The 25,787-nt window shown below is 38.9% G+C and carries 22 protein-coding genes; 14 read left to right on the top strand and 8 right to left on the bottom strand.

Features of this window, described 5'->3' with window-relative positions:
* Positions 1–8 precede the first annotated feature (8 nt).
* From hemH to BN2458_RS00735, 8 genes are read left to right on the top strand one after another with little or no spacing between them, the layout of a single operon-like run.
* Positions 9–953, top strand: a complete 945-nt coding sequence (hemH, locus tag BN2458_RS00770; RefSeq protein WP_034343400.1) for a ferrochelatase — start codon at positions 9–11, stop codon at positions 951–953.
* Complete coding sequence (locus BN2458_RS00765) at positions 937–1,524, top strand: SoxW family protein (RefSeq protein WP_034343300.1); 588 nt, start codon at positions 937–939, stop codon at positions 1,522–1,524. The genes hemH and BN2458_RS00765 overlap by 17 nt, the downstream gene beginning before the upstream one ends.
* Positions 1,524–4,448: a cytochrome c biogenesis protein CcsA gene (gene ccsA / locus BN2458_RS00760; RefSeq protein WP_058122008.1), complete on the top strand. Its 2,925-nt coding sequence runs from the start codon at positions 1,524–1,526 to the stop codon at positions 4,446–4,448. The genes BN2458_RS00765 and ccsA overlap by 1 nt, the downstream gene beginning before the upstream one ends.
* Positions 4,449–4,465: 17 nt before the next feature.
* A complete protein-coding gene (locus BN2458_RS00755; RefSeq protein WP_034343773.1) occupies positions 4,466–6,511 on the top strand; it encodes a translocation/assembly module TamB domain-containing protein in 2,046 nt (681 codons plus the stop codon).
* 54 nt (positions 6,512–6,565) lie between these two features.
* Positions 6,566–7,396: a flagellar hook-basal body protein gene (locus BN2458_RS00750; protein WP_034326642.1), complete on the top strand. Its 831-nt coding sequence runs from the start codon at positions 6,566–6,568 to the stop codon at positions 7,394–7,396.
* Positions 7,397–7,424: 28 nt separating this feature from the next.
* Positions 7,425–9,116, top strand: coding sequence for an N-6 DNA methylase (locus BN2458_RS00745; protein ID WP_034326644.1), 1,692 nt, complete (start codon positions 7,425–7,427; stop codon positions 9,114–9,116).
* Position 9,117: 1 nt separating this feature from the next.
* Positions 9,118–9,597: an acyltransferase gene (locus tag BN2458_RS00740; RefSeq protein ID WP_034326646.1), complete on the top strand. Its 480-nt coding sequence runs from the start codon at positions 9,118–9,120 to the stop codon at positions 9,595–9,597.
* The gene (locus BN2458_RS00735) at positions 9,594–10,325 is read left to right on the top strand and encodes a di-trans,poly-cis-decaprenylcistransferase (RefSeq protein WP_052082213.1); all 732 of its coding nucleotides are present in this window, start codon (positions 9,594–9,596) and stop codon (positions 10,323–10,325) included. The genes BN2458_RS00740 and BN2458_RS00735 overlap by 4 nt, the downstream gene beginning before the upstream one ends.
* A 235-nt stretch (positions 10,326–10,560) precedes the next feature.
* On the opposite strand, the gene BN2458_RS00730 is transcribed toward BN2458_RS00735, so the two are convergent.
* A complete protein-coding gene (locus tag BN2458_RS00730; RefSeq protein WP_231944808.1) occupies positions 10,561–11,286 on the bottom strand; it encodes a hypothetical protein in 726 nt (241 codons plus the stop codon).
* A 99-nt stretch (positions 11,287–11,385) separates the two neighbouring features.
* Between BN2458_RS00730 and glyS the strand changes: the two genes are divergently transcribed.
* A complete protein-coding gene (gene glyS / locus BN2458_RS00725) occupies positions 11,386–13,461 on the top strand; it encodes a glycine--tRNA ligase subunit beta (RefSeq protein WP_034343772.1) in 2,076 nt (691 codons plus the stop codon).
* Positions 13,458–14,579, top strand: coding sequence for an ABC transporter permease (locus BN2458_RS00720; RefSeq protein WP_034326651.1), 1,122 nt, complete (start codon positions 13,458–13,460; stop codon positions 14,577–14,579). The genes glyS and BN2458_RS00720 overlap by 4 nt, the downstream gene beginning before the upstream one ends.
* Positions 14,580–14,583: 4 nt before the next feature.
* On the opposite strand, the gene BN2458_RS00715 is transcribed toward BN2458_RS00720, so the two are convergent.
* Genes BN2458_RS00715 through BN2458_RS00705 form a run of 3 tightly spaced genes read right to left on the bottom strand, consistent with a single transcriptional unit; the run spans position 14,584 to position 17,152 of the window.
* Entirely contained in the window at positions 14,584–15,306 is a 723-nt protein-coding gene (locus BN2458_RS00715) for a methyltransferase (protein WP_034326653.1), read from the bottom strand.
* On the bottom strand, positions 15,294–16,013 hold the full coding sequence (locus BN2458_RS00710; RefSeq protein WP_034326656.1) for a pimeloyl-ACP methyl esterase BioG family protein: 720 nt from the start codon (positions 16,011–16,013) through the stop codon (positions 15,294–15,296). Before BN2458_RS00710 ends, BN2458_RS00715 begins: the two co-directional genes overlap by 13 nt.
* On the bottom strand, positions 16,010–17,152 hold the full coding sequence (locus BN2458_RS00705; protein ID WP_034326658.1) for an aminotransferase class I/II-fold pyridoxal phosphate-dependent enzyme: 1,143 nt from the start codon (positions 17,150–17,152) through the stop codon (positions 16,010–16,012). Before BN2458_RS00705 ends, BN2458_RS00710 begins: the two co-directional genes overlap by 4 nt.
* A gap of 107 nt (positions 17,153–17,259) precedes the next feature.
* On the opposite strand from BN2458_RS00705, the gene BN2458_RS00700 reads away from it, so the two are divergent.
* Complete coding sequence (locus BN2458_RS00700) at positions 17,260–18,576, top strand: adenosylmethionine--8-amino-7-oxononanoate transaminase (protein WP_034326660.1); 1,317 nt, start codon at positions 17,260–17,262, stop codon at positions 18,574–18,576.
* 37 nt (positions 18,577–18,613) lie between these two features.
* Here BN2458_RS00700 and BN2458_RS00695 read toward each other — a convergent pair whose 3' ends face one another.
* Positions 18,614–21,193: an ATP-dependent Clp protease ATP-binding subunit gene (locus tag BN2458_RS00695; protein ID WP_034343771.1), complete on the bottom strand. Its 2,580-nt coding sequence runs from the start codon at positions 21,191–21,193 to the stop codon at positions 18,614–18,616.
* Between the two features lie 72 nt (positions 21,194–21,265).
* Here BN2458_RS00695 and BN2458_RS09800 point away from each other — a divergent pair, with 72 nt between their 5' ends.
* Positions 21,266–21,415, top strand: a complete 150-nt coding sequence (locus BN2458_RS09800) for a hypothetical protein (protein ID WP_156407266.1) — start codon at positions 21,266–21,268, stop codon at positions 21,413–21,415.
* Positions 21,416–21,424: 9 nt separating this feature from the next.
* On the opposite strand, the gene bioD is transcribed toward BN2458_RS09800, so the two are convergent.
* Together bioD and BN2458_RS00685 are read right to left on the bottom strand one after the other, a co-directional pair.
* Positions 21,425–22,039, bottom strand: a complete 615-nt coding sequence (bioD, locus tag BN2458_RS00690) for an ATP-dependent dethiobiotin synthetase BioD (protein WP_034326665.1) — start codon at positions 22,037–22,039, stop codon at positions 21,425–21,427.
* A gap of 63 nt (positions 22,040–22,102) precedes the next feature.
* Positions 22,103–23,776, bottom strand: a complete 1,674-nt coding sequence (locus BN2458_RS00685) for a methyl-accepting chemotaxis protein (RefSeq protein WP_231944807.1) — start codon at positions 23,774–23,776, stop codon at positions 22,103–22,105.
* A gap of 149 nt (positions 23,777–23,925) precedes the next feature.
* Here BN2458_RS00685 and ccoS point away from each other — a divergent pair, with 149 nt between their 5' ends.
* Together ccoS and BN2458_RS00675 are read left to right on the top strand one after the other, a co-directional pair.
* Entirely contained in the window at positions 23,926–24,150 is a 225-nt protein-coding gene (gene ccoS, locus BN2458_RS00680) for a cbb3-type cytochrome oxidase assembly protein CcoS (protein ID WP_034343767.1), read from the top strand.
* Positions 24,143–25,114, top strand: a complete 972-nt coding sequence (locus BN2458_RS00675; protein WP_034343765.1) for an NAD(P)-binding domain-containing protein — start codon at positions 24,143–24,145, stop codon at positions 25,112–25,114. The genes ccoS and BN2458_RS00675 overlap by 8 nt, the downstream gene beginning before the upstream one ends.
* Here BN2458_RS00675 and BN2458_RS00670 read toward each other — a convergent pair.
* Positions 25,111–25,686, bottom strand: a complete 576-nt coding sequence (locus BN2458_RS00670; RefSeq protein WP_034343762.1) for a hypothetical protein — start codon at positions 25,684–25,686, stop codon at positions 25,111–25,113. The two genes, BN2458_RS00675 and BN2458_RS00670, sit on opposite strands and share 4 nt — an antisense overlap.
* Positions 25,687–25,787: the final 101 nt, after the last annotated feature.

Raw genomic sequence — 25,787 nt, 5'->3', positions numbered from 1 at the left:
TGCTCAATATGGGCGCACCAAATAGTATTTACGAAGTGGAAGGTTTCCTAAAAAATGTGTTTAACGATCCCTTGATTTTAGGGATAAAAAACAATTTTATGCGTAAAATGTTGGCAAATTTCATCACCCATAGGCGCGTGGAAGATACAAAAAAAAATTATGAGCTAATAGGGGGCAAATCTCCACTTACAGCCCACACTTTCAATCTTGTAAATAAACTAAACGAGCTAGATTCTACAAATCTTTACACTTACGCTATGCGCTACACACCGCCTTTTACCTATGATGTGTTAGCGGATTTGCAACGACAAAATATAGAATCCATAGTGCTTTTTAGTCTTTATCCGCAGTATTCATTTTCTACGGCAAAATCATCTTTACTTGATGCGAGGGAAGCACTACAAAGACTAAATTACACGCCACATATCACAGAGGTCGCACATTTTCATACTCACCCGCTTTATATTGATTGTATCGTTAAAAGCATAGAGGAAACTCTTGGGGCGGATAATGCACAGGATTTTGTGCTATTACTCTCCGCGCATAGTCTCCCACAAGCGCGAATTGACGAGGGCGACCCCTATGAAAAGCATTGTAATCAAAACAAGGAGGCTTTAGAATCTGCCCTCGCACAAAAGGGCATAGTCTTTAAAAAAATTGCTCTAAGCTATCAATCAAAAGTTGGACGTATGAAATGGCTAGAACCTAGCACCAAAGACACTATACGCAAATACAAAAAGCATAAGATGATAGTCTATCCGCCATCATTCACCCTTGATAATTCCGAAACAGAGTATGAGCTAAAGATTCTATATGCGGGAGTAGCAAAGGAGCTAGGAATGCCTGAATATCGCGTGTGTAGTTGCTTTAATGATAATACACAATTTGCCAATGCCATTATGCAAATCATCAAAGAAAGCAAGGAAGGATTGTGGAATGAAAAAAATCTTTAAAATATCTCTTTTGCTCTGTATGCTGAGTATTGTAGGCTGTGAGGACGAACAGGTAAAAATCTCTACTGCGCAGGATAAAAGCGAGATTCTAAAACAAGCCGAAAATAGAGATAAATCAAGCTATGCAGGACTAGAAGATGTGTTTTTAGACACAAAGCATATCAATACTGATGAAAACAAACTCACGCTTCTTATTTTTAGCAAAAATAATTGCACCTATTGCGATAAACTAAAAGATGATATTGCAAAAAATCCCGCGCTCAAAGAGATGCTAAAAGCACACTTCCTGCCCTATTATGTCAATGTAAGCTACACAAAAACACATATTTTGCATTTTGGTGAAAAGGAGCAAAAAATCCCTACCTATAACCTTATGGAATCTTATGTAAAATCCCCTATGCGCCCCACACCCACGCTTGTATTTATAGACAAAAGTGGCGAGGCTATTTATGAGTTACCCGGCTACTTACCACAGGATAAGATGCTAAAACTCTATGAGTATATGGCAAGTGGCGCGTGGGCTGGAAAAAATTTACAACAAATCAATAGAGAAATCAACGAGGAGATATAATGAAGATTATTAAAAGCCTTTTTTGCGACTTGCGAGTAGCCCTCGTGCTAATGGCTGTGTATGCGATTGGCTGCGGGATTGCAACATTTATTGAAAAATATGATGGCACTATGGCGGCACGATATTATGTGTATGGCGCATTTTGGTTTGATGTGCTGCATATATGGCTTGTAGTTGCACTCATTGGCTGTTTCATTACTTCACAGGCGTGGCAAAGAAAGAAATATGCCTCCTTGCTCCTACATTTTTCTTTTATCGTTATCATACTCGGTGCGGGGATTACGCGATACTTTGGTTTTGAGGGTATGATGAATTTGCGTGAGGGAGAAAGCACAAATCTTATTACAACAAACGAACATTATATTTTTATACAAGTCAAGGATTTGCAAAATAATGTGCAATACGCGCAGATTCAAACGCATATTGATGAAAAACTCAATAGCAAAATAGAGCGCACGATAAAATTTTTTGACAAGCCTTTGCATATCAGCACAGGCGAGGTTCATATCCCACAAAATGGCATATATGTGCTTGATGCAAAGATAGACTTTGCGGGGCAAAGCACTGACACGCAGATTCTAAGACAAGGGAATCTCACACCCACAAAAGAAAGCATCACTCTGCTTACAAGCGATGAATATATGATTTTTCTCGCGTGGGGTGTGGATCAAGTCCCGCTTCCCTTTAAGCTAAAACTAGAAAAATTTGAGCTTGAACGATATCCGGGCTCAAACTCCCCCGCCTCGTATGCCTCGCAAGTAGAGGTGCTAGATGGCGCAAATCCGCCTATGCCATATAGAATCTTTATGAACAATGTGCTTGATTATGGCGGGTATAGATTCTTCCAATCCTCCTATGATACGGACGAAAAAGGTTCGCATATCTCTGTGAATAGGGACCCGGGCAAAACACCAACTTACATTGGCTATACTCTGCTCGTGCTTGGCGTGATTTGGCTACTTTTTGATAAAAATGGACGCTTTCGAACTCTTAGCAGATTCCTCAAAACACAAAAAAACTTTTGTATTGCCTTAGCCTTTAGCGCGGCTCTTTTGCCATATACCCTCCACGCACAGACAGATTCCACAAATTTGCAAACATATTCAAACACGCAGGAGATGACGCAAGAGGCACTAGATGAAGCAGATTCTATATTACAGCAGGAGGCAACACAGGAGAGAGATTCTATAAATCCTCACGCAAGAATGGAAAAAATGGATAATACCTCTTCGCTCCTAAATGTCGCCACAGAGGAGCAACTCAAGCTTGCAATACAAAGCTTTGGTGCGATTAGCAAGGAATTTGACAAGGTGCTAATGCAAGATTTTGGCGGACGCACGAAGCCCATTCACACACTTGCAAATGAATATATCCACCAAATCACCAAAAAAACAAAATTTCTAGGAATGGATTCCACTCAAATATTTTTGACAATGACCTTTTTGCCCGATGCAATGCAGGGCGTAAAAATGATAGCGACAGAAACCCCTCAATTACGTCAGATTCTAGGGCTTGATGAGAAACAAAAATATATTTCTTTTGCTGATGTTTTGGCAGATGGACAATATCTCTTACAAAACTATGTCGAGGAGGCAAATCTCAAAAGCCCCGCTTCACGCAATGCCTTTGAAAAAGATGTTATCAATGTTGATAAGCGCGTTAATTACGCATATCTTATCTACACCGGAGAGGCACTTAGAATCTTCCCCGATAGCAAGGCTGAAAATAACCAATGGTTCTCTCCGCTTGATGCGATATCCTCCGCTGTGGCACAAGAGGATATGGCAAAGGCAACGAAGCTTTTAGAAATATATAAGCAGCTAGGCATTGGTATCCAAAATGGATTAGAAGCGGGCAAGTGGGACGAGGCGATAAAAGCCATAGGGGCTATGCGTGAGTATCAACAAGCAAACGCGCAGGATACATTAATATCACAGGCAAAGGTGGATTCAGAAATTTTCCTCAATACTTACAATCCTTTCTATCAACTCACCCTGCCATATATTCTTATAAGCGTGGTATTTTTTATCATTGTGCTTAGCGCGATTGTTCGCAATAAGCCTCTGCATAAACTCCTACATAATGCGTTCTATCTTATTTTGCTTCTACTTTTCATCATTCATACTTGTGCCTTGGCGTTACGCTGGTATGTGGGAGGACACGCCCCGTGGAGCAATGCTTATGAATCAATGATATACATTGCGTGGGCTGCTATGCTCTCTGGCGTGGTATTTTTTAGAAAATCAAACCTTGCTTTGTGCGCGTCAAGCTTTTTGGCTGGAGTTACGCTCTTTGTCGCTTATCTTGGCGATATGGACCCGCAAATTGGCAATCTTATGCCCGTGCTTAAATCTTATTGGCTCAATATCCACGTGTCTGTGATTACAGCAAGTTATGGATTCTTAGGATTATGCTTTGTGCTAGGGCTCATCACGCTTTTAATGTTTATCATTAGCCACCCTAAAATCACACTCAAAACACAATCTCGGGAAAATATCACAAGCTCGATTTTCTCCCTCACTGCACTCAATGAAATGTCGATGATTTTAGGGCTATTTCTGCTAAGTGTGGGAAATTTTCTCGGTGGTGTATGGGCAAATGAATCTTGGGGGCGATACTGGGGCTGGGATTCTAAAGAGACTTGGGCGCTTATTAGCATTGGTGTGTATGCTATTATCTTGCACCTGCGACTCATATGCAAAACAAATCTACCTTTTGTCTTTGCGAGTGCCTCGGTGCTTGGCTTTTTCTCGGTGCTTATGACTTATTTTGGTGTGAATTATTATCTTACCGGTATGCATAGCTATGCTGCGGGTGAATCTGAACCGCTACCACTATGGTTTAAACTCATCATCGTAAGCATTTTTGTGCTCGTTATTATCGCGAGCAGAAATAGGCAACTTAATATGCCTAAACTTTCATAAAAAATTGGAGGGGAAAAATGAAGAAGGTTTTATTGTGGTTTCTTGGGATTATTTGCGCGTTAGTATTGCTTGTGATTATAGTGCTCTTCACGCCACCGGGCAATATGCTCGTAAAAAGCATTTTGCAATCTCAAATTGATAAGTATGCGCCACTCAAGCTTGATGTGGATAAGTTTTCGCTAGGATTCTCAAGCATTGATGTTTTAATTACGCACAGCAACAAGATTATTATCACACTTGGCGGGGATTTCTCACTCCTCTCACAAACACTTGATATCGCTCTCAAGGTCGATGCAAGAGATATTTCAGCACTTGGTGAGCTTGTGGATACGCCATTGCAAGGAGGATTTATTATCAATACCACCGCAAAAGGTGCGTTCAATAATCTCGCAATCAATACAACAAGCGATATAGCAAAGTCCTTTACCGATATTGCTGTAATTTTGCAAGACTACACGCCTACTTCAATCATCGCCCACATCAAAGACTTGCAAATCAAAGAGGTTTTGGCTATGGTAGGTATGAAGCCCTACGCAAACGGTGCCCTTAATCTCAATGCTGATATTAAGGGCGATAAGGATATGAATTTCAATGGCAACGCGCTTTTAAACATTACTCAAGGCTTGGTCGATAGCACATTAATTAAAAAAGACTTTGAAATAGAAGTGCCAAAAACAACCTTTGCTATCGTGCTTAATGCGCTTTTTGATATGGATAAACTCAACCACGACTTTAACTTTAACTCAAATGTCGGCAATATCCATTCCACAGGGGAAACGCTCATTAGTAATCTCACAACCAAAACGCATATTGATGTGAATTTGAGCGATTTATCGGCTTTCACACCACTTGCAGGTATGCCTATACGCGGGAGCTACGCGACAAAAGCTGATATTATAGGCGGAATGGAATCTTTAGAGGTAAGGGGTAGCACGAATGTGGCAGATTCACAGACAACCTTTAATGCGGAACTTAGAGACCTTGCGCCTCATAGTGCGCAAGTGCAGGTAAAAAATATGTCCCTTGATACACTCTTGTGGATGATATATATGCCGCGCTATGCAAATATGAAGCTTAATCTCGATGCTGTGTTAAGCGATTTTGATAAAGGTATTTCTACAAAAACGACTCTTAATCTCAAGGGTATAACAAACAACGCGGTAATGAAAAAAGAAATGGATTTAGATATGCCAAATACAAATTTCAACCTTGCCTCGAATATAATGCTTGATAAGGGCATAGGCAACGCAGATTCTAGGCTCGATTCTGATATTGCTACACTTAAACTCACCAAAACGAGCATTAATCTTAATGACTTTGCTGTGAATGTCCCTTACGAAGCGGTAATTCCAAATCTTAAAAAGCTTAAATTTACCACGGGCATAGAACTTGCCGGAGACTTTAAAGCCACAGGTATAGCAAAGCTCGCTGAAACGCTCTATGCAGATTTTCATACGCAATCACTCGGGGGCAATATAGACGCGGTGCTTGATAATTCTAAACTCAATGCCTCACTCAAAGATGTCAATACACTTAAACTTTTCACAATGGCACAGCTCCCTGAAGTCTTTAGCTCAAATATGAATGGTAACTTGCAATATGATACATTGACAGAAAAAGGTACACTCAAGGCGGTGCTAAGCAATGGTAAGCTAATGCCAAATAAAATTACAGACCTCGCACAGCAATATCTTAAGACTGATATTACTAAAGAGACTTATGAGGACGCAGGGCTAAATGCGAATATTGATAAAAACCTTATAATCGCAGATATTGGATTAAAAAGCCATAATACGATTATTGCAGCAAAAGGCGCAAGTATTGATATGGATAAAAACACAATCAACGCAGATTTGAAGTTCCAAATCAAAGATAAATATATTTATCTCAAAGCGCGCAACAAGCTCTCCTCGCCCGATATTAACATTGATGCGAGTGATTTAATCAAAGCTGAAGCGACTAAGGCAATTTCAAAGGGTGCAGAAAAGGCGATAGATAAATACATCAAAGATGACAAGGCAAAAGAGGGTGCGCAAAAACTCCTCAATAGTATTTTCAAGTAGGTTTTAGGAATATCTTTTGCTTTTTAGGCTTACATACTGATGTAAAGGAAGCTTATGCAAAGCGGATATTATAACACCACAGGCGGTATGGTTACGCAGTTTAACCGCCTTGACCTCATCTCAAATAATCTAGCCAACCTCAACACCACGGGCTTTAAACGTGATGATGTGGTAATTGGCGATTATTTGCGCCTTTTTGAAACGCACAAGGAACAACTACCCATTGAAGACCACACGCGCAAAGCAGCTAAATTTATCAATCGCACGATGAATCGTGTGCCAATTATTAGCGAGGAATACACTGATAGGAGCGTAGGGAATCTCGCCCAGACAGACAATCCACTTGATTTTGCCCTGCAAAAAGAAAATGCTTTTTTTGCCATTAAAACTCCCGATGGAATCCGCTATACGCGAGATGGTAGCTTTAGTATTGATAGCAATGGGTATTTAGTCAATAAAAGCGGACATTTGGTAATAAGTCGCGATGGGCTAGATTCACAAGAAGGAATTCATATTTCTGTGGGTTTAAATCTCGAAGCCGATACATTTGGTAATCTCTATGTGAGAAATCTCAATAATGACGCTATAGCCGAGCAAATCAACATCGGCTCACTTGCCATAGTAAGCTTTGAGAATCCACGTTATTTGAAAAAAGTGGGACAGAATCTATATGAATTTCCAACACAAAGAGAAGATGAGAGAGATCTCGTGCATAATGCCATACTTGCGCAGGGTTTTATCGAAAAAAGTAATGTTAATGCGGTGCGTGAGATGAGTTCGCTTATCGAGACAAACCGCCTCGTGGATATGTACTCTAAAGTGATGAAAAGCCATATGGACGACCTCAATATAGAAGCTATCACAAAACTTGCCGTGCGTGCATAGAACACAAAAAAGCAATACAAGGAACAGAATGGGAGAGCGCGAGCAAAATTTGAAAGAATTGCTAAACTGCTTTGAATATATCAAATGCTACCACACCGATATGCTCGAGTGCATAGGCATTATACTTGAAATGTTTTGGCTCAAGCGGCATTTCCCCGAGTTTATAGAGACCCTCATTACCCTAGCGGCAAAGCGCAAACCTATCTACGAGGAATGCACCAGCACCCTAAAAAATGCACTTGGTGAGGAGCTCTATATCCCACTGAATCCACATTCAAATCTGCTTAAGATTCTAAAAGTCATCATTGCAAATGATGCTTCAAACTACACTATTGAGGAATTTTTGCATATCATCACGCAAAAAAAGACTACGCACAAACTTTTTTCATACTCCACACCACTTGAAGTCAATGAACTGCTCGTGGGGCTACTTGATATTAAACAGAATCAAAGCGTATATAACCCCTGCTATGGTATGGGAAGCCTATTTTTTGCAATCGCAAACAACACACATCAATTTGAACTTTATGGTGAAGAGTTAGAATCTTCGCTCTCGCGCATTGCCAAGATTATTTGCAAGATTTTGGATTTAGATTCAAGCCATTTGCTTTTGAATAATATCCTAACAAATGAGAGTTTCAAGCACCAAAAATTTGATAAAATCATTTGCAACCCACCGCTTAATAGCCACATCGGTGCGCAGTTTTTAAAAGAGGACAAGCGATTTGCTACTTATGAATCCCTCATCAAAACCTATCCGGAGCTACTTTTTCTTATCCATTCTCTATTTTATCTCAAAGACAAGGGTGTGTTTATTTTGCGCACACAAACTTTGCTTAAATCCTCCCTTGAAGGCAAACTGCGCGAGAGGCTTTGCGAGGAGGGGCTGATAGAGGCGATTATCGAGCTACCAAAGAATCTTTTTCCACACCAAACACACGATTTTTCTATCATTGTGCTTTCACAAAACAATGACGCTATTTTGCATATCAACGCCAACACATCACATTTTTATCACAAAGACGGCAAATATAATCGCCTCATTAACCTTGATGATTTGCTCGATATTTATCGCAATAAGCGCACGAGCGAACATTCTTGCCTCACACCTATGCGAGATATTAATCCCCACGACCTTACCGCCGCTGCCTATGTGCAAAAACCTATACAAAAAGCGCAGAATCACTCGCCACTTAGCACACTTGGCATTCAAATCTTTCGCGGACAACGCGTATATGGCGGGAGCAAAGATGAAAAAATTGCTTATTTCGACTTGGGCATTGCCGATTTTACCGACTTTGGATTCTGCTATGAGTTTTCTACACAGAGGTTTAAGGGCGATGTGCATAAGATTCACAAATACAGCCTTCTGCCCTATGACATCGCTATTTCCATTCGTGGCACAACACCAAAATTCACCATCTTAAGCCCGGATATCAAAGGATCTAAAGTCGTGCCAAACGCGGGTATCATTATCCTTCGTGCGAAAAATCCCCAAACAGCCATAGGCATTTACTGCTATTTATTTTCTACACAGGGGCAAAACGCGCTCGCCGTGCTCTATGAAAAGAATCTCGGCAATCTCAATCCTACAGATTTAGAGCAGCTACCTATTCCTAATAACTTTAGCAAAAACGCGAAAGAAACTTTTGACAAGATTCAAAATTACGCATTCGAGCTCAAATCCCTACAAGATAAGCTACAAAAACTGCGGGGCTAAAATGCAACTTATAGAATCTAAAGTTATCAATGTCAAAGAAGGTGTAAATGTCAAAGTCATAACGCCAAGCAATCTCTATGGTTGCACGCTAGATGATGATGTGTTTGTGGGACCATTTTGCGAGATTCAATGCGATGCGCATATTGGCAAACGCACGCGGGTGCAATCGCACAGCTTCATTTGCTCACGCGTAAGTATTGGTGAGGATTGCTTCATCGGGCATAATGTAATGTTTATCAATGATAAATTTAGCATCGGTGCGCCCGCACCAACAAGCGACATATGGGAATCTACACACATTGGCAATCGCGTATGTATTGGCTCAAATGCGACAATCTTACCCGTATCCATTTGCGATGATGTGGTGATTGGCGCGGGGGCAGTGGTTACAAAAGATATTACACAAAGCGGATTCTATGTCGGCAATCCCGCGCGATTCTTACGCCCCTTGCCCAATAATCCACGCAAAGAAAAATTATGAAGCAACATATTTCCACAAATCCCGCGTATCCACAGCATATCGCAATGATAATGGACGGCAATGGGCGCTGGGCAAAAAATCAAGACAAAAAGCGCACACAAGGGCACAAAGAGGGTGCAAAAATCGTGCGGGATATCACGCAGTGGTGTGTAAATAAGCATATTCCCTACCTCACACTTTATGCTTTCTCTACCGAAAATTGGAAGCGCCCGAAAGTGGAGGTAGATTTCCTTATGCGTCTTTTAGAAAAATATCTCCACAACGAAAAATCTCTATATATGAAAAATAGCATTAGATTCCGCACAATAGGGGATATTAGCGTTTTTAGTAGTGCGTTGCAAAATGCGATTTTAGAGCTAGAACACATCACGCAAAATCACACAAATATCACGCAGATTCTCGCGCTTAATTATGGCGCACACGATGAAATTGCGCGCACTTTTATCAAAATCGCCCATACGCTTAGCCCCGATAAAATCAATAACCTTAACTCAAAGCAGGTTTGCGCTCTAATTAACACGCATCTTGATACCGCTACTTTACCTGATGTGGATATGCTTATCCGCACAGGGGGCGAGAAGCGCATATCGAATTTTTTGCTTTGGCAGTTAAGCTATGCGGAGCTATTTTTTACACATACTTTGTGGCCAGATTTGCGCACCGATGAGCTAGATACTATGCTAAATGAATTTTCACAGCGCAAGAGACGCTTTGGTGGATTGGAATAAAATCTAGTTTCTAAAAATGCAGTGCTTCAATCACCGCAGGGAATACTCCCCCAAAGCTACCGCTTGAGTAGCATCTCAAATTTAAACCCAAAAATGGAAAAATTGAAGCATAACGCTCTTGTGGGACACCTTTTACTTATTGCTTCATAGTGCGTCCCTTACGATGGTGTTGCCCCTCCCTTGCGAGAGGAGTGGGTTACATTACAACTTCTTTTATCAAATATAAAATTTCACATCACTCCTCTAAAATCACAAAACTATCTTTTTGCTTTGGCTGTGGTTTTGTATTTGCCCTTTTTGTATTGTTTATAGTGTTTTGAATCTGCAAATTTTGCGTTTGTAGCTGTGCATTTTTGGCAAAGTTTAGTGCATAATCTTTTTTGGCAAGTTTTGCAGTGGCAGGGCTTAGCTTAGGGATATAGTTTTGCAGGGCTTTCACACGCGTAAAAATATCCTCAAAATACTCCTGCGCCATTTTATTGCGCTCTCTATCCTTTTCCCAGCTAAAGCCTTTATTGTAGGACTTTATCACTTCATACCAATTTCCCTTTCTCACCTTATGCCAATAGCTTAACTCTTCTAGCGCGGTTTGCGAGGCAAAATCATCATCGCGCATCAAAAGTTCTCCCACCATATTGCGCATAAAGTTAGTATCCTTTTGCTTATGCTTTTTGATAACACCCGGAATATGTGCGTGATAGATTCCAGCAGATGGGTCGGCAAAATTTACACGATATTCCCCAGCACAAGATTCTTTCCACGCAATCGCTGCCATTGTATAGCCAAAGCCACTTTTTGCACCATATTTAAAGGCTTTGAGAATCACCTGCTTTTGATTTTTGTTAAAATCTTTAGGCTGCACGCATTTGCCCTCAACCTTATACAATGGCAGGGCAAAAATAGGCATAATCACCGCCAATATCATCATCGCACACATACATTTTATGAATCTTTTCAGCATTTACTCCTCCTAAAATCATCAAATCTAGGCTATATAAATCACTTTTAATAACACTTGCGTTACAATCACGCAATCATATCTAATTTTAAAGGAATATACTTGAAAGAGCCACATTTACCCTTGCTCGTTGAGATTGTAACCGAGGAGCTTCCCGCCCTGCCGCTGCTAAAGGAGCTACCAAATATCATAGCAAAATGGCAAAAAAGTGCGCAAAATGTAAATATTACCTCCACACCTACACTCTATTACACACCTAGACGAATCACGCTTTATGAGGAGAACTTCCCTACTTTTACGCAAGATACACTCATAGAAGCTTATGGTCCTCCCCTTAGCATTGCCTTTAATAATAGCGATAAGACACAGGGCTTAAGCAAGGCAGGAGAGAGCTTCTATAAAAAAAACAATCTTAGCCTTGATGCGCCACTACAAACAAAGCTTAAGGACAACAAAGAAGTGCTGTATTATGCCTACACAAAAAAAGGTGTGGCAACAAGCACTTTGCTTAATGAGATTATCACACAATGGTTAGAATCTTTGCATTTTGGCAAAAGTATGCTTTGGGGCAATGTGAAACAACCCTTTATCCGCCCGGTGCGTAATATTTGCGTCCTTTTGGGTAATGAAGAAATAGCAGTAAATGCCTTTAATATCACAAGCAAGGCGCAGACTTTCGTTCATAGAGATGTGAGTTTTGCACCTATGGCGGTAAAATCAGCTCAAGATTATTTTGAGATTCTCAAAAATGGCAAGGTCATTTTAGACCAAAACGAGCGTAAAGAGCAGATTCTAAAACAAATCGCAGATATAGAATCTACCCAAAATATAAAGGTAGAAATTGATGAGGATTTACTGAATGAAATCGTGGCGATTACTGAATATCCACGCGCGGCATATGGGAGCTTTGAAAAAGATTTTCTAGCCCTGCCCCCTGAAGTGATTATTACCTCAATGAAAGAAAATCAGCGATACTTTGCTACCTATGCCAACAATGCCCTACATAATGGCTTTGTGCTTGTGGCAAATAGCACAGCAAAGGATTTAGCGCCTATCGTGCAAGGTAATCAAAAGGTGCTTAAAGCGCGATTAAGCGATGCGGTATTTTTCTATGAAAATGACATAAAAAATAGCTTTAAACCCGAAAAACTCTCCCAAATTGTATTTGTTGAATCTCTTGGTTCTATGCTTGATAAATCGCATAGAGAGAGCGTTATCGCGCAGATTCTCTTAGAATCTTTTAGCCACAAACTCACTTTGGATAAAAACGAAGCAAAGCAGATTCTAAAAGAAGCTATCACTTACGCAAAGGCGGATTTACTCACGCAAATGGTATATGAATTTACAGAGTTGCAGGGTATTATGGGTTATTACTATGCACAAAAATTTGATATGCACCCGCTTGTCGCTTTAAGTATAAAAGAGCAGTATCTCCCCACAGGTGAAGTTTCCCCATTGCCTAGCAATATTTTAAGTGCTATTGTGGCACTTAGCATAAAGCTTGATAATATTTTTGCCCTTTTTAGTATCAACAAGATTCCTACTGGCTCAAAAGATCCATTTGCCCTAAGACGCGCAGCAAATGGTGTGCTAAAGATTATTACGCATTATGGGTTGGATTTTGATTTAAGCAGTGATATACCTCACATTTATCAAGCAGTGGGCTATAAGCAAAGCAACCTCGCACATATAGAATCTTTTTTCTTAGAGCGGCTTGAAGGATTCTTGCAAGTTAATCCCTCACTTGTGCGTTGCGTGCTTAATGCGCGTGTAGATAATCAAAAGGTGCGTAATCTCCATACAATTATAGAAAACACCAAAAGCCTAAGCACATTCTTTGAAAAAAGCAATAAAGAAGCGTTGGTGGGGCTCTTTAAAAGGGTGGCAAATATTTTAGAGGACGATATAAAATTAGCACCAATTAATGAATCTTTGCTTCATATTGAGGCAGAAAAATCCCTCTACAACGCGCTTATAGAGCTGAAGAAGCATAGATTCACAAATACGCAAGAACATATAGAATCTCTGTTTGCACTCAAAGCCCCACTTGAGCTATTCTTTGAATCTGTACTCGTTAATGACAGCAACCCTGCATTAAAAACTAATCGCCAAATGCTCATTTTGGACGTGTATAACGAATTTTTACGCATTGGCGATATTAAGGATATCACATTGTGAAGGCTTTATTTTCCACCTTTATCCTAGAAGCAAAGAATATTTTTACCTCTGTGTCGGCGATGATTATTATCTTTGGCGGCTCACTTTTTTATCTTTTTTTGTATCCCACGCCCTATTATGCCGATGTGGTAAGTGCGCAAAAAATCGCCATTATCGATTATGACAATACCCACTCTTCAAGGGAACTTATCGGCTTTGTGCGCGCCTCGCCGCATTTGGAAATTGTGGAGATTTTGCATAATGCAAATAGGGTGCAAGAGCTTATAGAATCCAGCCAAATATATGGCGTAATAAGCATTCCGCGCGACTTTGAAAAGCATCTCTATCAACACATTCCACCTGTCGTGGCGATTATGGGAAATGCCTCGTATTTGCTCATTTATGGCACGATAGCTAACGCGGCAGCAGAGTGTATAGAATCTTTTAACGAACATATAAAAATCACATTTAATACGCAACAAAAAGAGCTTTTAGAACCCAAATTTACACCACTTTTTAACCCCTCAATGGGCTATATTAATTACACTCTAGCACCCATATTGATTTTTATACTTCATCAAACACTTGTTGCAGGGGCGGGAATTATCGGTGGCACACAAAATCAGCAGTTTTCACAAGATGTGCGCAACTATTATGCACAATCCAATCCATTACTGCTTGTTATCTCAAAAATATTGGTGTTTTTTTGCATTTATATGGTGCTTTTTGCGTTTTATTTTGGTTTCGCCTATGAGTTTTATGGCGTGTATGTGGGGGCACATATCCTTGACTTTTGGCTTTTTAGTATTGCCTTTATCCTCTCAACTGCTGCTTTTGGCGTGTTTTTTGGCACACTTTTACCCAAACGCGCCCTTTCTACGCAAATCATTATGCTCGCCTCTATGCCGGTGGTTTTTTTGCTCGGTTTTATGTGGCAAGAAACACAAATCGCCCCTTGGGCGAGTGCTATTGTAAGCCTTCTCCCCGCATATCACGGCATAAATGGGCTTTTGCAGCTCAATCAAATGGGAGCAAGCTTTGGCAGTGTGTGGGAATATTTTATAAATTTATGTTTTTTAGGCATTTTGTATATTATTGCAAGCGTGCTGATGATTTATAAAAAGACTTTGCGGTGGTAAATGCTTAAAGATTCTCTTTATGACGCAAAAGCATATAAATTGGGTGATAAGTAAGGCGATTTTTGAATCTCCGCTCATATTCACAAAGCATATTTTTACCGATAAATCCATTTTGGCTTAAGGCATTTACTCCACTTAGGCGCAAATGCCTAAACACATCAAGCGGCGTAGGGAAATCTAGATTCATAATTTCTTCCTCAAGCAATATAATAGTAAAATGCTTTGTAAGAATCTCTCGCATACACTCAAGTGAAATATAGCTCAAACCATAATCTGTAATGGCTTTTACCTCATAGCAGTTTTGCTCCCCAAATGTGCTTAAAAGACAATAGCCATTAGGGGAGAGAATCTGCTTTATATCACAAAGTGTTTGCTCAAAATCAAGCCATTGCAAAGTGGCATTTGATACGATAAGTTCAAATTGCATTTGACATATTTTCTGTTTTAAAAGCTCTTTCATATCAAAACATTCATAGCGCATACGCGTATCATCAAAATGCACTTTATAGTCATTAATATCATTGCATACATATGAGGTAAAAGTGAGCATTTTGCAAAGAAGTGCGCTTAGCTCACCATTACCCGCTCCAAATTCAAAAATATACTTAAAATCCACTCTATGCTGCGCGCGCAATATCTCTAATAATTTATCACGCATATATTTTTGCACGATAGCATTTTGTGTGTAAGTATCTTTTGCCTTAAGAAATCGCTTTAAATAGAGCACAATTCCTCCCACGAGCTAAAATCAAAAAATACAAAATGTGGGCTATGTGTTATCGTAATATGTGTCAAAGGACTTAAAGAGGCAAAAAAACTTTTAGCGGCATTAAAAGGAAAAATCGCATCAGATTGTGATAAAAGTGCAGTATCATAATGAAAATGTATTTGTCTTTCCTGTATTTTTTGTGAATCAAGTGAATTTTTAGAAACTTGCTCATCTTTTGCAGATTCTATATTTTTAGCTTGATTTTGGGATAAAAGAAAATCAAAAATACTTTGCAATTCTGCTTGTAATTCTTCTTTAGGTGCAAGAATAAGGGTATTATCTTTCTCTCCTAAAAGTGCCTTACAAAAAAGCTTATTTTCAAAATGCGTTATGGTTTTTTTAAAAATAGAGGGGTGTATGCCAAACACTCTATCAATGCCAACATTTGTGCCATTAATGGCTATTTTTTTTACAAATGGGAGATGAGAGACAAATAATGGCGCAATACTTACACCCATTGAAAAGGCAATAAGAATAACTTCACTAAAACGCTTCATATCTTGTAAAAAAGTATGATGAAGCATAAAATCCTTGTAATCATATACCAAAATCACACTGCACTGCGCCTCTAAATGCCTAAAATGCTCCGCCCTGCTCCCAAATCCGCCAAAAAACACAATGCACTTCGGGCTTTGGGCGTGTGTATGCAAAAACATATATTTCATTCAAATGCCTTGAGTAAAGATTCTATATGTTCCTGTGTAAGTGCGCTATTTAAAGAGAATCTCACCCTTGCGCTGTGCTTTGCCACGCTAGGATATTTAATAGCTGGAGCAAAAATCCCGCGCTCCTTTAAACGAGAGGAAAGTGCCAAAGCCTGTGTATTCTCACCACAAAGCACGGACAAAATGTGATTTTCTCCTAGCACTTTATAGCCCTTTTTTTGCAAATCCTCCTTGATATATGAAGATATATTTTTCATATATTCACGTTCTTTGCAAAAGCTGTGAATCTTGCTGAAAACAAAATAACTAAAAGCAACATTAATAGGAGGTAGGGCGGTAGAAAAAATAAGCCCACGCGCAAAATTGATAAAAAATGTCCGCAAATCCTCACTGCATAGCATACACGCACCCACAGAGGCGATTGCCTTGCCAAAGGTAAGTATCGCAAAGTCAATAGATTCTAAAAGGTGCAAGTAAGCCGCTAAGCCCAAACCATTCTCACCTATAATGCCTACGCTGTGGGCTTCATCGAGGTAAATAAAAACATTATCAAATTGCTTTTTGAGACGCACAATCTTATCTAATGGCGCAAAATCCCCCTCCATACTAAAAACACCCTCACTTATGATAATGATATTCTCATAAGATTTCGTATTGTCATTAAGAATCTGCTCCAACTCGTGCATATTGTTATGCTCAAAACTCTTAAATCGTGCCTTGCCTAAACGAAGTCCATCAATTACACTTGCGTGAATAAATCTATCGATGACAAAAAGCGTATGAGGAATGGTGGAGAGTGCCTGAATACAGGAGATATTCGCGTGATAGCCACTATTAAAAAGTAAGGTGTGTTTATGGTAGAGGCTATGAAGCAATGATTCGCATTTTTCATAAATCTCAAAATTCCCACTCAAAAGGCGCGAGGAGCTACTTGAAAAGAGCATATCCTCTGTGCGCACAGATTCTAAAAATTCCCGCTTCAATGTGTGATTAGCACTTAAGCCGAGATAATCATTACTCGCGAGATTAAGCAGCTTTTGGTTATTTTCATACACAAATATGTCGTGATGCTTCAAGGGTGCAAAGAAACGAAAATTATCATTGTTCTTTAACTGCAACAAAATCCGCTTAATATCCATATCTCGCCCCTGCTTTTTAGATTCTAAGGCTTTGGTAGCATTTTAGCCTCATTTATGAAAAATTGAAGTATTATTGTGCCAATTTTTCCTACAAAAAAGGCTTAGAGATGAATGCAAACGAGTTAAAGGCTCTTGATTTAGCACATATTTGGCACCCCTGCACACAGATGAAAGACCACGAAAATGTGCCATTAATCCCCATAAAAAAAGCAAATGGTATGTATCTTTATGATTTTGATAATGCAAAATATATGGATTGTGTCAGCTCGTGGTGGGTAAATCTTTTCGGGCATTGTAATGAATATATCGCAAATGCGATAAAATCCCAAGCTGATGAACTAGCCCATATCATTTTGGCAGGTTTTTCACACGAGCAAATTATTACACTCTCACAAAGACTTTGCACCCTTTTGGGAGGGAGATTCAGTAAATGCTTCTATGCAGATAATGGCTCAAGTGCGATTGAAGTAGCCCTAAAGATGAGCTTTCATTATCATCTTAATCTCGGGCAAAAACGCGACAGATTTTTATCTTTAAGCAACTCCTATCACGGTGAAACACTCGGGGCTTTGAGCGTGGGTGATGTGGCACTCTATAAGCGCACTTATGAGCCACTGCTGCTTGATTGTCTCATCACTCCCGTGCCAATAGCAAATACACAAGAGAGTGTGAGTGATTTTGAAAATGCCAATTTTCACAAAGAATTAGAATCTTTAGAGCACATTCTTACCGCACAAGGGAAGCATATTTGCGCCTTTATCCTCGAGCCGCTCATTCAATGTGCGGGTAATATGAATATGTATAGCGCAAAATTTATCGATGAAGCCATAAGGCTTTGTCGTGCATTTGGCGTGCAAATCATTTTTGATGAAATTGCTGTGGGCTTTGGGCGCAGTGGCACACTCTTTGCAATGGAGCAATGCAAGGAAAAACCCGATTTTGTCTGCCTCTCAAAAGGTATTACCGGTGGATTCTTGCCCTTATCTGTGGTCGTAACAAATGATGAAATTTATAATGCTTTTTATGCAGAATATGAAACTCAAAGGGCATTTTTACATTCTCATTCATACACAGGCAATGCTCTAGCGTGTGCGGCAGCAAATGCAGTGCTTGATATTTTTGAAAAAGATAATATTATAGAAAAAAATCGCATTTTAAGTGCGTATATTGCCAAAGAATTTGAATCTTTAAAACAATTTACATTTTTGGGGAATTTTCGGCAAAAAGGTATGATTTATGCCTTTGATATTCTAAGTCAAAAACGAGCACGCGCCGGGCTTTGGGTATTTCAAAAAGCCTTGCAAAAAGGCTTACTTTTACGCCCACTTGGTCATACAATCTACTTTATGCCCCCCTACATTGTGAGCTATGATGAAGTGCGCTATGTAAAAGAAAGCTTAGAGGCAATTTTTAGGGAGTTTTAGAATCTAGCAAATTCCACAGATACTTTACTGCTTACTCTTACGCATTTTCAATCTGTGTGCCAATACTTTCATTCTCATACACAAAGCGCACCTTAGTACCCTCACTCACCTCATCGCGCAAAATTAAATCTGCTAACCTATCCTCAATCTCCTCATACAATGCCCTTTTTAGCGGACGCGCACCATAAATACTATCAAAACCAATCGCTGCTATATGCTCTTTTGCTTCTTTGCTTAAAGAAATATTTATGCCTCGCTCCTGCGCCCTTTTTGCTAAAGATTCAAACATAATATCTACAATTTTTGTAATCTCCTCTATTCCCAATGGATTAAACACCACCACATCATCAAGGCGATTTAAAAACTCTGGCTTGAAATACATCTTTAATGCCTCTTTAACAGCCTTTTGTCTCTCTTGCTTATCCTCAATCTCTATAATCTTATCACTTGCAATATTGCTTGTTAAGATAATAATCGTATTGCTAAAATCCACAACAATACCCTTGCTATCAGTCAGTCGCCCATCATCAAGCACTTGCAAAAGGATATTAAACACATCAGGGTGCGCCTTTTCCACTTCATCAAAAAGCACGATACTATAAGGCTTTCTCCTTATAGCTTCAGTCAGCACACCACCCTCTTCATAGCCCACATAGCCCGGGGGTGCGCCCACGAGCCTACTCACCGCGTGTTTTTCCATATATTCGCTCATATCAATGCGCACAAGACTTTTGGCACTATCAAATAAAAATTCTGCTAAAGTTTTCGCACATTGTGTTTTACCAACGCCTGTTGGTCCTAAAAATAAAAAGCTTCCAATAGGCTTATTTACATCGCTTAATCCCGCCTTATTGCGTTTAATCGCCCGAGCAATCGCTTTAATCGCATCATCTTGCCCCACTACGCTTTTTTCTAGCTCGGATTCTATACCCAAAATACGCTCCTTTTGACTTTGGAGCATTTTTTTAATCGGTATGCCACTCCAGCGACTAACAACTCCTGCGATACTCTCTTGTGTAACAGCATTTTTAAGCAAAGTGCCATTTTGCTGCATTTGCTCCCATTGCTCTTGCAATGCCTTCTCTTGTGCCTCAATTTGGGGAATCTTGCCATAGTCAATTTCTGCAGCCTTATTATAATCCCCGCTTCTTTTGGCAAGTTCGGATTCTCTTTTTAAACTATCGAGATTTGATTTAAGCGATGCTATATTTGTAAAAACTTGTTTTTCTTGCTCAAATTTCCCCTCCAATGCCACTCTCTCTTCGCGCAAATTCTCCAATTCTTTATCAATCTCCCCTATACGCACATCATTGGCATTATTTTTTTCCATATTTAAAGCTTGTTTTTCTACCTGCAAATTCGCAATATGTTTCTTAATTTTACTCAATTCTAAAGGTTCGGATTCTATTTGCATTTTTAATTCTGCTGCCGCTTCATCAATTAAATCAATTGCCTTATCAGGTAAGAATCTATCAGCAATATAACGACTTGAAAGCTTTGCTGCAGCCACAAGTGCGCTATCTGTAATACTTACATTATGATGAGCTTCCAAATTTGGCTTAATCCCGCGCAAAATTTGCAATGTTTCATTAATGCTTGGCTCATTCACACTTATAGGCTGAAATCGCCGTGTAAGCGCAGCATCTTTTTCAAAATATTTGCGATATTCTTTTAATGTAGTTGCTCCAATGGTATGAAGTTCGCCTCGTGCAAGAGCAGGCTTAAGGATATTTGCCGCGTCCATACTGCCCTCACTCGCTCCTGCACCTACAATCGTATGTATCTCATCAATAAATAAAATCACATTTCCAGCTTTTTTCACCTCATCAACAACATTTTTTAATCGCTCTTCAAATTCCCCACGATACTTTGCTCCAGCGATAAGTGCGCTCATATCAAGGGCAATTAATTTTTTATTTTGTAGGCTTATGGGGACAGATTTCGCCACAATTTTTTGGGCTAGTCCCTCTACAACAGCAGTTTTACCCACACCGGGTTCGCCGAGCAAAATAGGATTATTTTTACTCTTGCGTATAAGAATCTGCATCATTGCATTTACTTCATCATCGCGTCCTATCACAGGATCAAGCGTATTCTCTAAAGCTTTTTGGGTCAAATCAATACCAAATTTGCTTAAAGATTCTAAATTATCATCACCACTTTGAGATTCTATCTTGCTTTCTCCTCTTAGGCTTAATAATGTCTTTTTTAACTCTGTAATATCCATAAAAGGCTTAAATATCGCTACAAAAACACTTTCTTTGATATTGGCAATTAAAAACATATCTACCGCAATGAAACTATCACCATTCTTAGTTGCCTCGCCTTGAGCAAGATTGAGCGCAGAGGATAAATCTTTACTCAAACTTAGATTCTCTTTTGCAACATTTGAACTTTTAGGAAGCTTATCAATCTCGCTTCTTGCTTGAAGTTCTATGGCTTCTTTTCGGATATTCATTTTATTAAGGGCTTGATTAAGCACGGATTGATGATTGCTTAAAAGCGCCCAATACATATGTGCGGGGGTAATTTCTTGGTTTTTAGAATGCAAAGCGAGTGAAGCTGCGCTATCAAGTGCTTCTTTCATTTGATTTGTTAATTTTTCAAATAAATTCATAATAAACTCCTTAAATTTTATATAGATAGCATTATATAAGTTTAGTCATTTAATGTCAAGTTTATTTATAAAATGACTGATAAGTTTTATAAAATTGGCAGTGTTGGCATACATTCATCGTGCAATCAAGTATATTTGAATCTTAATCACAATACTCTATTTAATTTTGTAATGTTTGAATTGATATTTGAAACTTGGCTTACCTTGAGAATCTTTGCATAGTGCAAAATTTTATAAAAAAGATAGATTTTGCATCAATTCCTGCATTTGAGTTTTGAGGAGTTGAGTTTTTGCTTCAAAGTCTTGAGGTGTAAAAAAAGGTAAATGGAATATTCTCGCTCCTGTATATGAAGTGATGAATTCATCGATTGAAATATCTTCTTCACCCATTAAAAGCAAGGCAAGGATTGGAATCTGCCTTTGCTTTAAAGCTTCAAGTGAAAGCAAGATATGATTAATCACACCAAGATAATACTTTGCCACCAAGAAGCAAGGGTGTTTGAATCTTTGCACATAATCAACCATCGTGTAAGTTTCATCAATAGGTGTAAAAAGCCCACCCGCAGTTTCTATAAGAAGGTTTTTGCTTTGAGGCAAAGCAATATCAAAAGCTTTGTAATGCAAATGTTCTATTTTTTTTCCAAGATGAGGAGAGGCGGGGGTCTGTAAAAATATACCAGATTCAAATATATGTGTTGTAGGACTTAATGTCTTCACAAAATCACTATCAGTTGGCACCCCTGCCTGAATGAGCTTAAAATAATCATAAGAAAAAGCCTTACAAAATGCTGCGCTAAAATGCGTCTTACCTGTATCCGTATGCACACCAAGCACATAAATTTGCATATCTTTTCCTTAAAAATTTATGAGAATCTAAAAGGCTACATTCTCATAAATTGTGGGGCTTTCTCATACTTTAAAGTATGCCATATAGTTTTTGAGTGAATCAGAGATGTGCTGAAGCTCTTCAATTGTCTGAGCTGCATTTTCTAAAGCAGTGCGTGTTTCTTGTGAAAGCGTTGTGATGTCTTGTATATCTTGTGAAATACTCTCCATAGTATATTCCTGCTTACTTGAAGAAGAAGCTACCACTTGGGCTTTTTGGAGAGAATCTTGGGCTTGAGATTGGATTTCTTCTAGTGTTTGCACAGAATCTAAAATAAGCTTTTGTCCTTTATCAATTTGTGGCACAATAGCCTCTATTGAGCTAACAGAAGAGCCTATATTTTCTTGAATAAGTGTTATCATATTTGCAATTTCTGTCGTTGTAGAAGCAGTGCGTTCTGCTAACTTTCTCACCTCATCTGCAACAACAGCAAATCCTCTTCCGTGTTCTCCTGCTCTTGCTGCTTCAATAGCTGCATTAAGGGCTAAAAGATTTGTTTGATCGGCAATCTCTGCAATCAGCTCGGCGCTTCCGCCAACCTCCACAGATTGCTGCTGTAAGCTACGAATCTTATCTGCTGAAGAGCTAATCATTTCTGTAATTTTACCAATTTCTTGAGCTGTGATATTAATAATCTCCACACCTTTTGTAGAAACTTCTACGCTCTTCATAGAGTTTTCCTCTGTTTGTTTGGCAATATTTGACACCTCAATGACAGATTGATTCATTTGTCCTATCTTATCTGCTACATCAATTGAACTTTTCATTTGTGTATGAGCAGCATCTTGAGCTTTGTGTGAAGTATCCGCCACTTGTATAGCTGCATCATTAATTTTATTTGAAGAGTGTATGATAAACTCCACAATTTCTCTAAGTTTATGCTGCATCATTGCAATGGAAGCCAACATTGAATCCTCACCTTTATATCCTACAGGATCAATGAGATTACCATTTGCAATTTTTGCCACAATCTGTGAAGCGATATAAGGCTCACCACCAAGCAAACTATGCAATGTGCGCACAATAACAACCGCCACAATCACACCAAAAACAATACTGAGTGCCAAAATAACCAAAAGCTCAATTCTAAAGCTATCAACATCACTCCTTAACTTTTGCGTTAGTTTCCCGTTCAGCTCTTCCTTGTGGTCGATAAACACATTTATTTCTTTGAGCCATTGTGTAAAATATGGCGAGACATTCTTAAGTAAAACATAGGCTTTATTAGAATCTCCAGCAAGTTTTGCTTGAGTGATTTGCACGATAAGCGGAATAGCCTTTGATTGTATCTCATCAATATTGCGGAGTATAGCAAGTTCTTCTTGACTAAGCCTATTTGTATTAATAAAGATATTTTTCATATTATCTTCGGCTTCTTTGTAGAATTGCTCCAATGAGTTAATCTGCCCCAAAAGGTCTTGTAAGCCCTTTTTGTCTTCACCATCAATCAACACTACATCACGAATGGCAATAGCTCTATCATGCACACTGCCGCGGAAATTAATCGCATAACGTTGAGCAAGAGCATTTTCATCATTGATTTGAGTGAGTGCCGAGTTGATATTACCCACGCGATTAAGACTTAAAAACACGATAACACACGAAAAAAGCATTAGCATACAAAAGCCTATGCTTAGCAGAAGCACCACACCCATCTTTTTCTTTGGTTTTAATATTTGCTGTTCCTTTGACATCATATACCTCCTAAATATAGTTATGACTTTGCTAATACTACAATTATTGTAGCTACAATTTAGTAAATATAAAATCCTTATAGATTCATTTAACTTAACCTACCAAAATATGCTAAAATCCGTGCATCTTAAATCACTACCAAAGGCATAAAATGAATGTTGAAATGGTTGCGATTATGCTTGCTGTATCGCTTGTGCTAGGCTTATTTGGATTGCTTGCATTTATATGGGGCTTAAAAAATGGACAATTTGATGATGCAAACAAAATGATGCAGGGTGTGCTTTTTGATTCTGTGGAAGACTTAAACCTTGCTGCAAAAACTGATAAAAAACAAAATAAACCTGCCATACAAAATAAAGGAGGCAATGATGAATAAAATATATGATGTAGCCGTAGTAGGCTGCGGACCTGCCGGGATTAGTGCTATCATAGAATCTCAAGCACGCAATTTAAGTGTGATAGCACTTGAAAAAGGTGATTCGCACAATATGAGTATTCGCAAGTTTTACAAAGAAGGCAAACGCGTGGATAAAGACTACAAAGGGCAAGTTGTGCAATTAGAAGGAAAGATTGACTTTAAAGATGGCGATAGAGAAAGCACATTAGCACTTTTTGATGAGATTCTCTCTCCTGTTGAAGTAACTTATCAAAGCGATGTGGAATCTGTTGTGCCTTGCAAAGATAGTGAAGGCTTTGTGATTACTACAACAGATAATCGCAGCTATAAGGCGTGTTTTGTCGTTATCTGTATAGGGAAAATGGGACAACCCAATAAACCAAGCTATACTTTGCCACCGACAATTCGTAAATATATTAATTTCAATGCCAATGATGCGCAAAAAAATGAAAAGATTCTCGTTGTAGGTGGAGGAAACTCTGCTGTGGAATATGCGTATGATTTAGCCCAAAGTGCAGACAATGGTGGGAGCGTAACGCTTAATTACCGCCGAAGTGAGTTTTCACGCATTAATGATACAAATGCGGCTGCACTTAAAAATGTGATTGCAAATGGCTCACTTCACACAAAGCTTGGCATTGATATTACAGAGCTAAGTGATGATAACGGAAAGGTAGGAGTGCATTTTAGCGATGGGAGTAAAGATGTATTTGATAGGGTGATTTATGCTATTGGTGGTGCTTCACCTATTGATTTTTTGAAAAAATGCTCTATTACCACAGATGAAAAGGGTGTGCCGCTTTGCTCTCCTTTATGGGAAAGCAGTGTGAAAAATATCTTTGTAGCGGGGGATATTGCGCTTAAAAATGGTGGCTCAATCGCTGCTGCTATCAAGTATGGATATGATATTGCCAAAGAGATTGCAAAAAGAGCAAAGAATTAAATATCATCAATTATAAATACACCCACAATTATACAGCCAATTAACCATACAAAAGGCAAAAGAAGTAAATAGAGTAAAAATAAAGCAGGGAGTTTGCTTTCAAATCGCCGCATAAAGACGCTTAAGGCTGCTAATAGTGTAAAAAGGAGTGGCGGCACAAAACTCCAAGTCATCAATAAACCTGCTTGATAAGGAGAGTGTAGATCCTCATTGTTTGATGCGATAATTTCAAGTATTTCTTGTAATTTAAAATGTTCTACTCCAAAAATTCCTTGATAAAAGAGCACACCAAGAAGGCATATACCGCCAAAAGCGATATAGAGCGTAAGCAACCCAACTTTAAAATAGTCTTTTTTAAAGAGGTAAAAAGCAAAACCCGCTCCTGTAAATACATTAATAAAAGTATGTGAAAGAAAAGGTGTTTTCACCTGAACAAAAACAAGATACACAAACACAATGATAGCCGATACATATTTGCATATTTTTTGCATTGTGCTTAAGCTTACACTAGAATATAAACCAATTTTCTTTAAAGATTCAATTTCTCTCCTCTGCATATCTTTAAGATTCATAGCCACCCCCAAAGAACAAATTTCTGCATTCTAGCACATTCATCTGCAAAAATATCGTTTTTTTTTTTTTTGTAATTGTAGACGCAAGGTTTCAATTCTGC

This window comes from Helicobacter typhlonius, from assembly GCF_001460635.1.
Classification (GTDB): domain Bacteria; phylum Campylobacterota; class Campylobacteria; order Campylobacterales; family Helicobacteraceae; genus Helicobacter_C; species Helicobacter_C typhlonius.
This window is presented reverse-complemented; position numbering and strand designations above follow the sequence as displayed.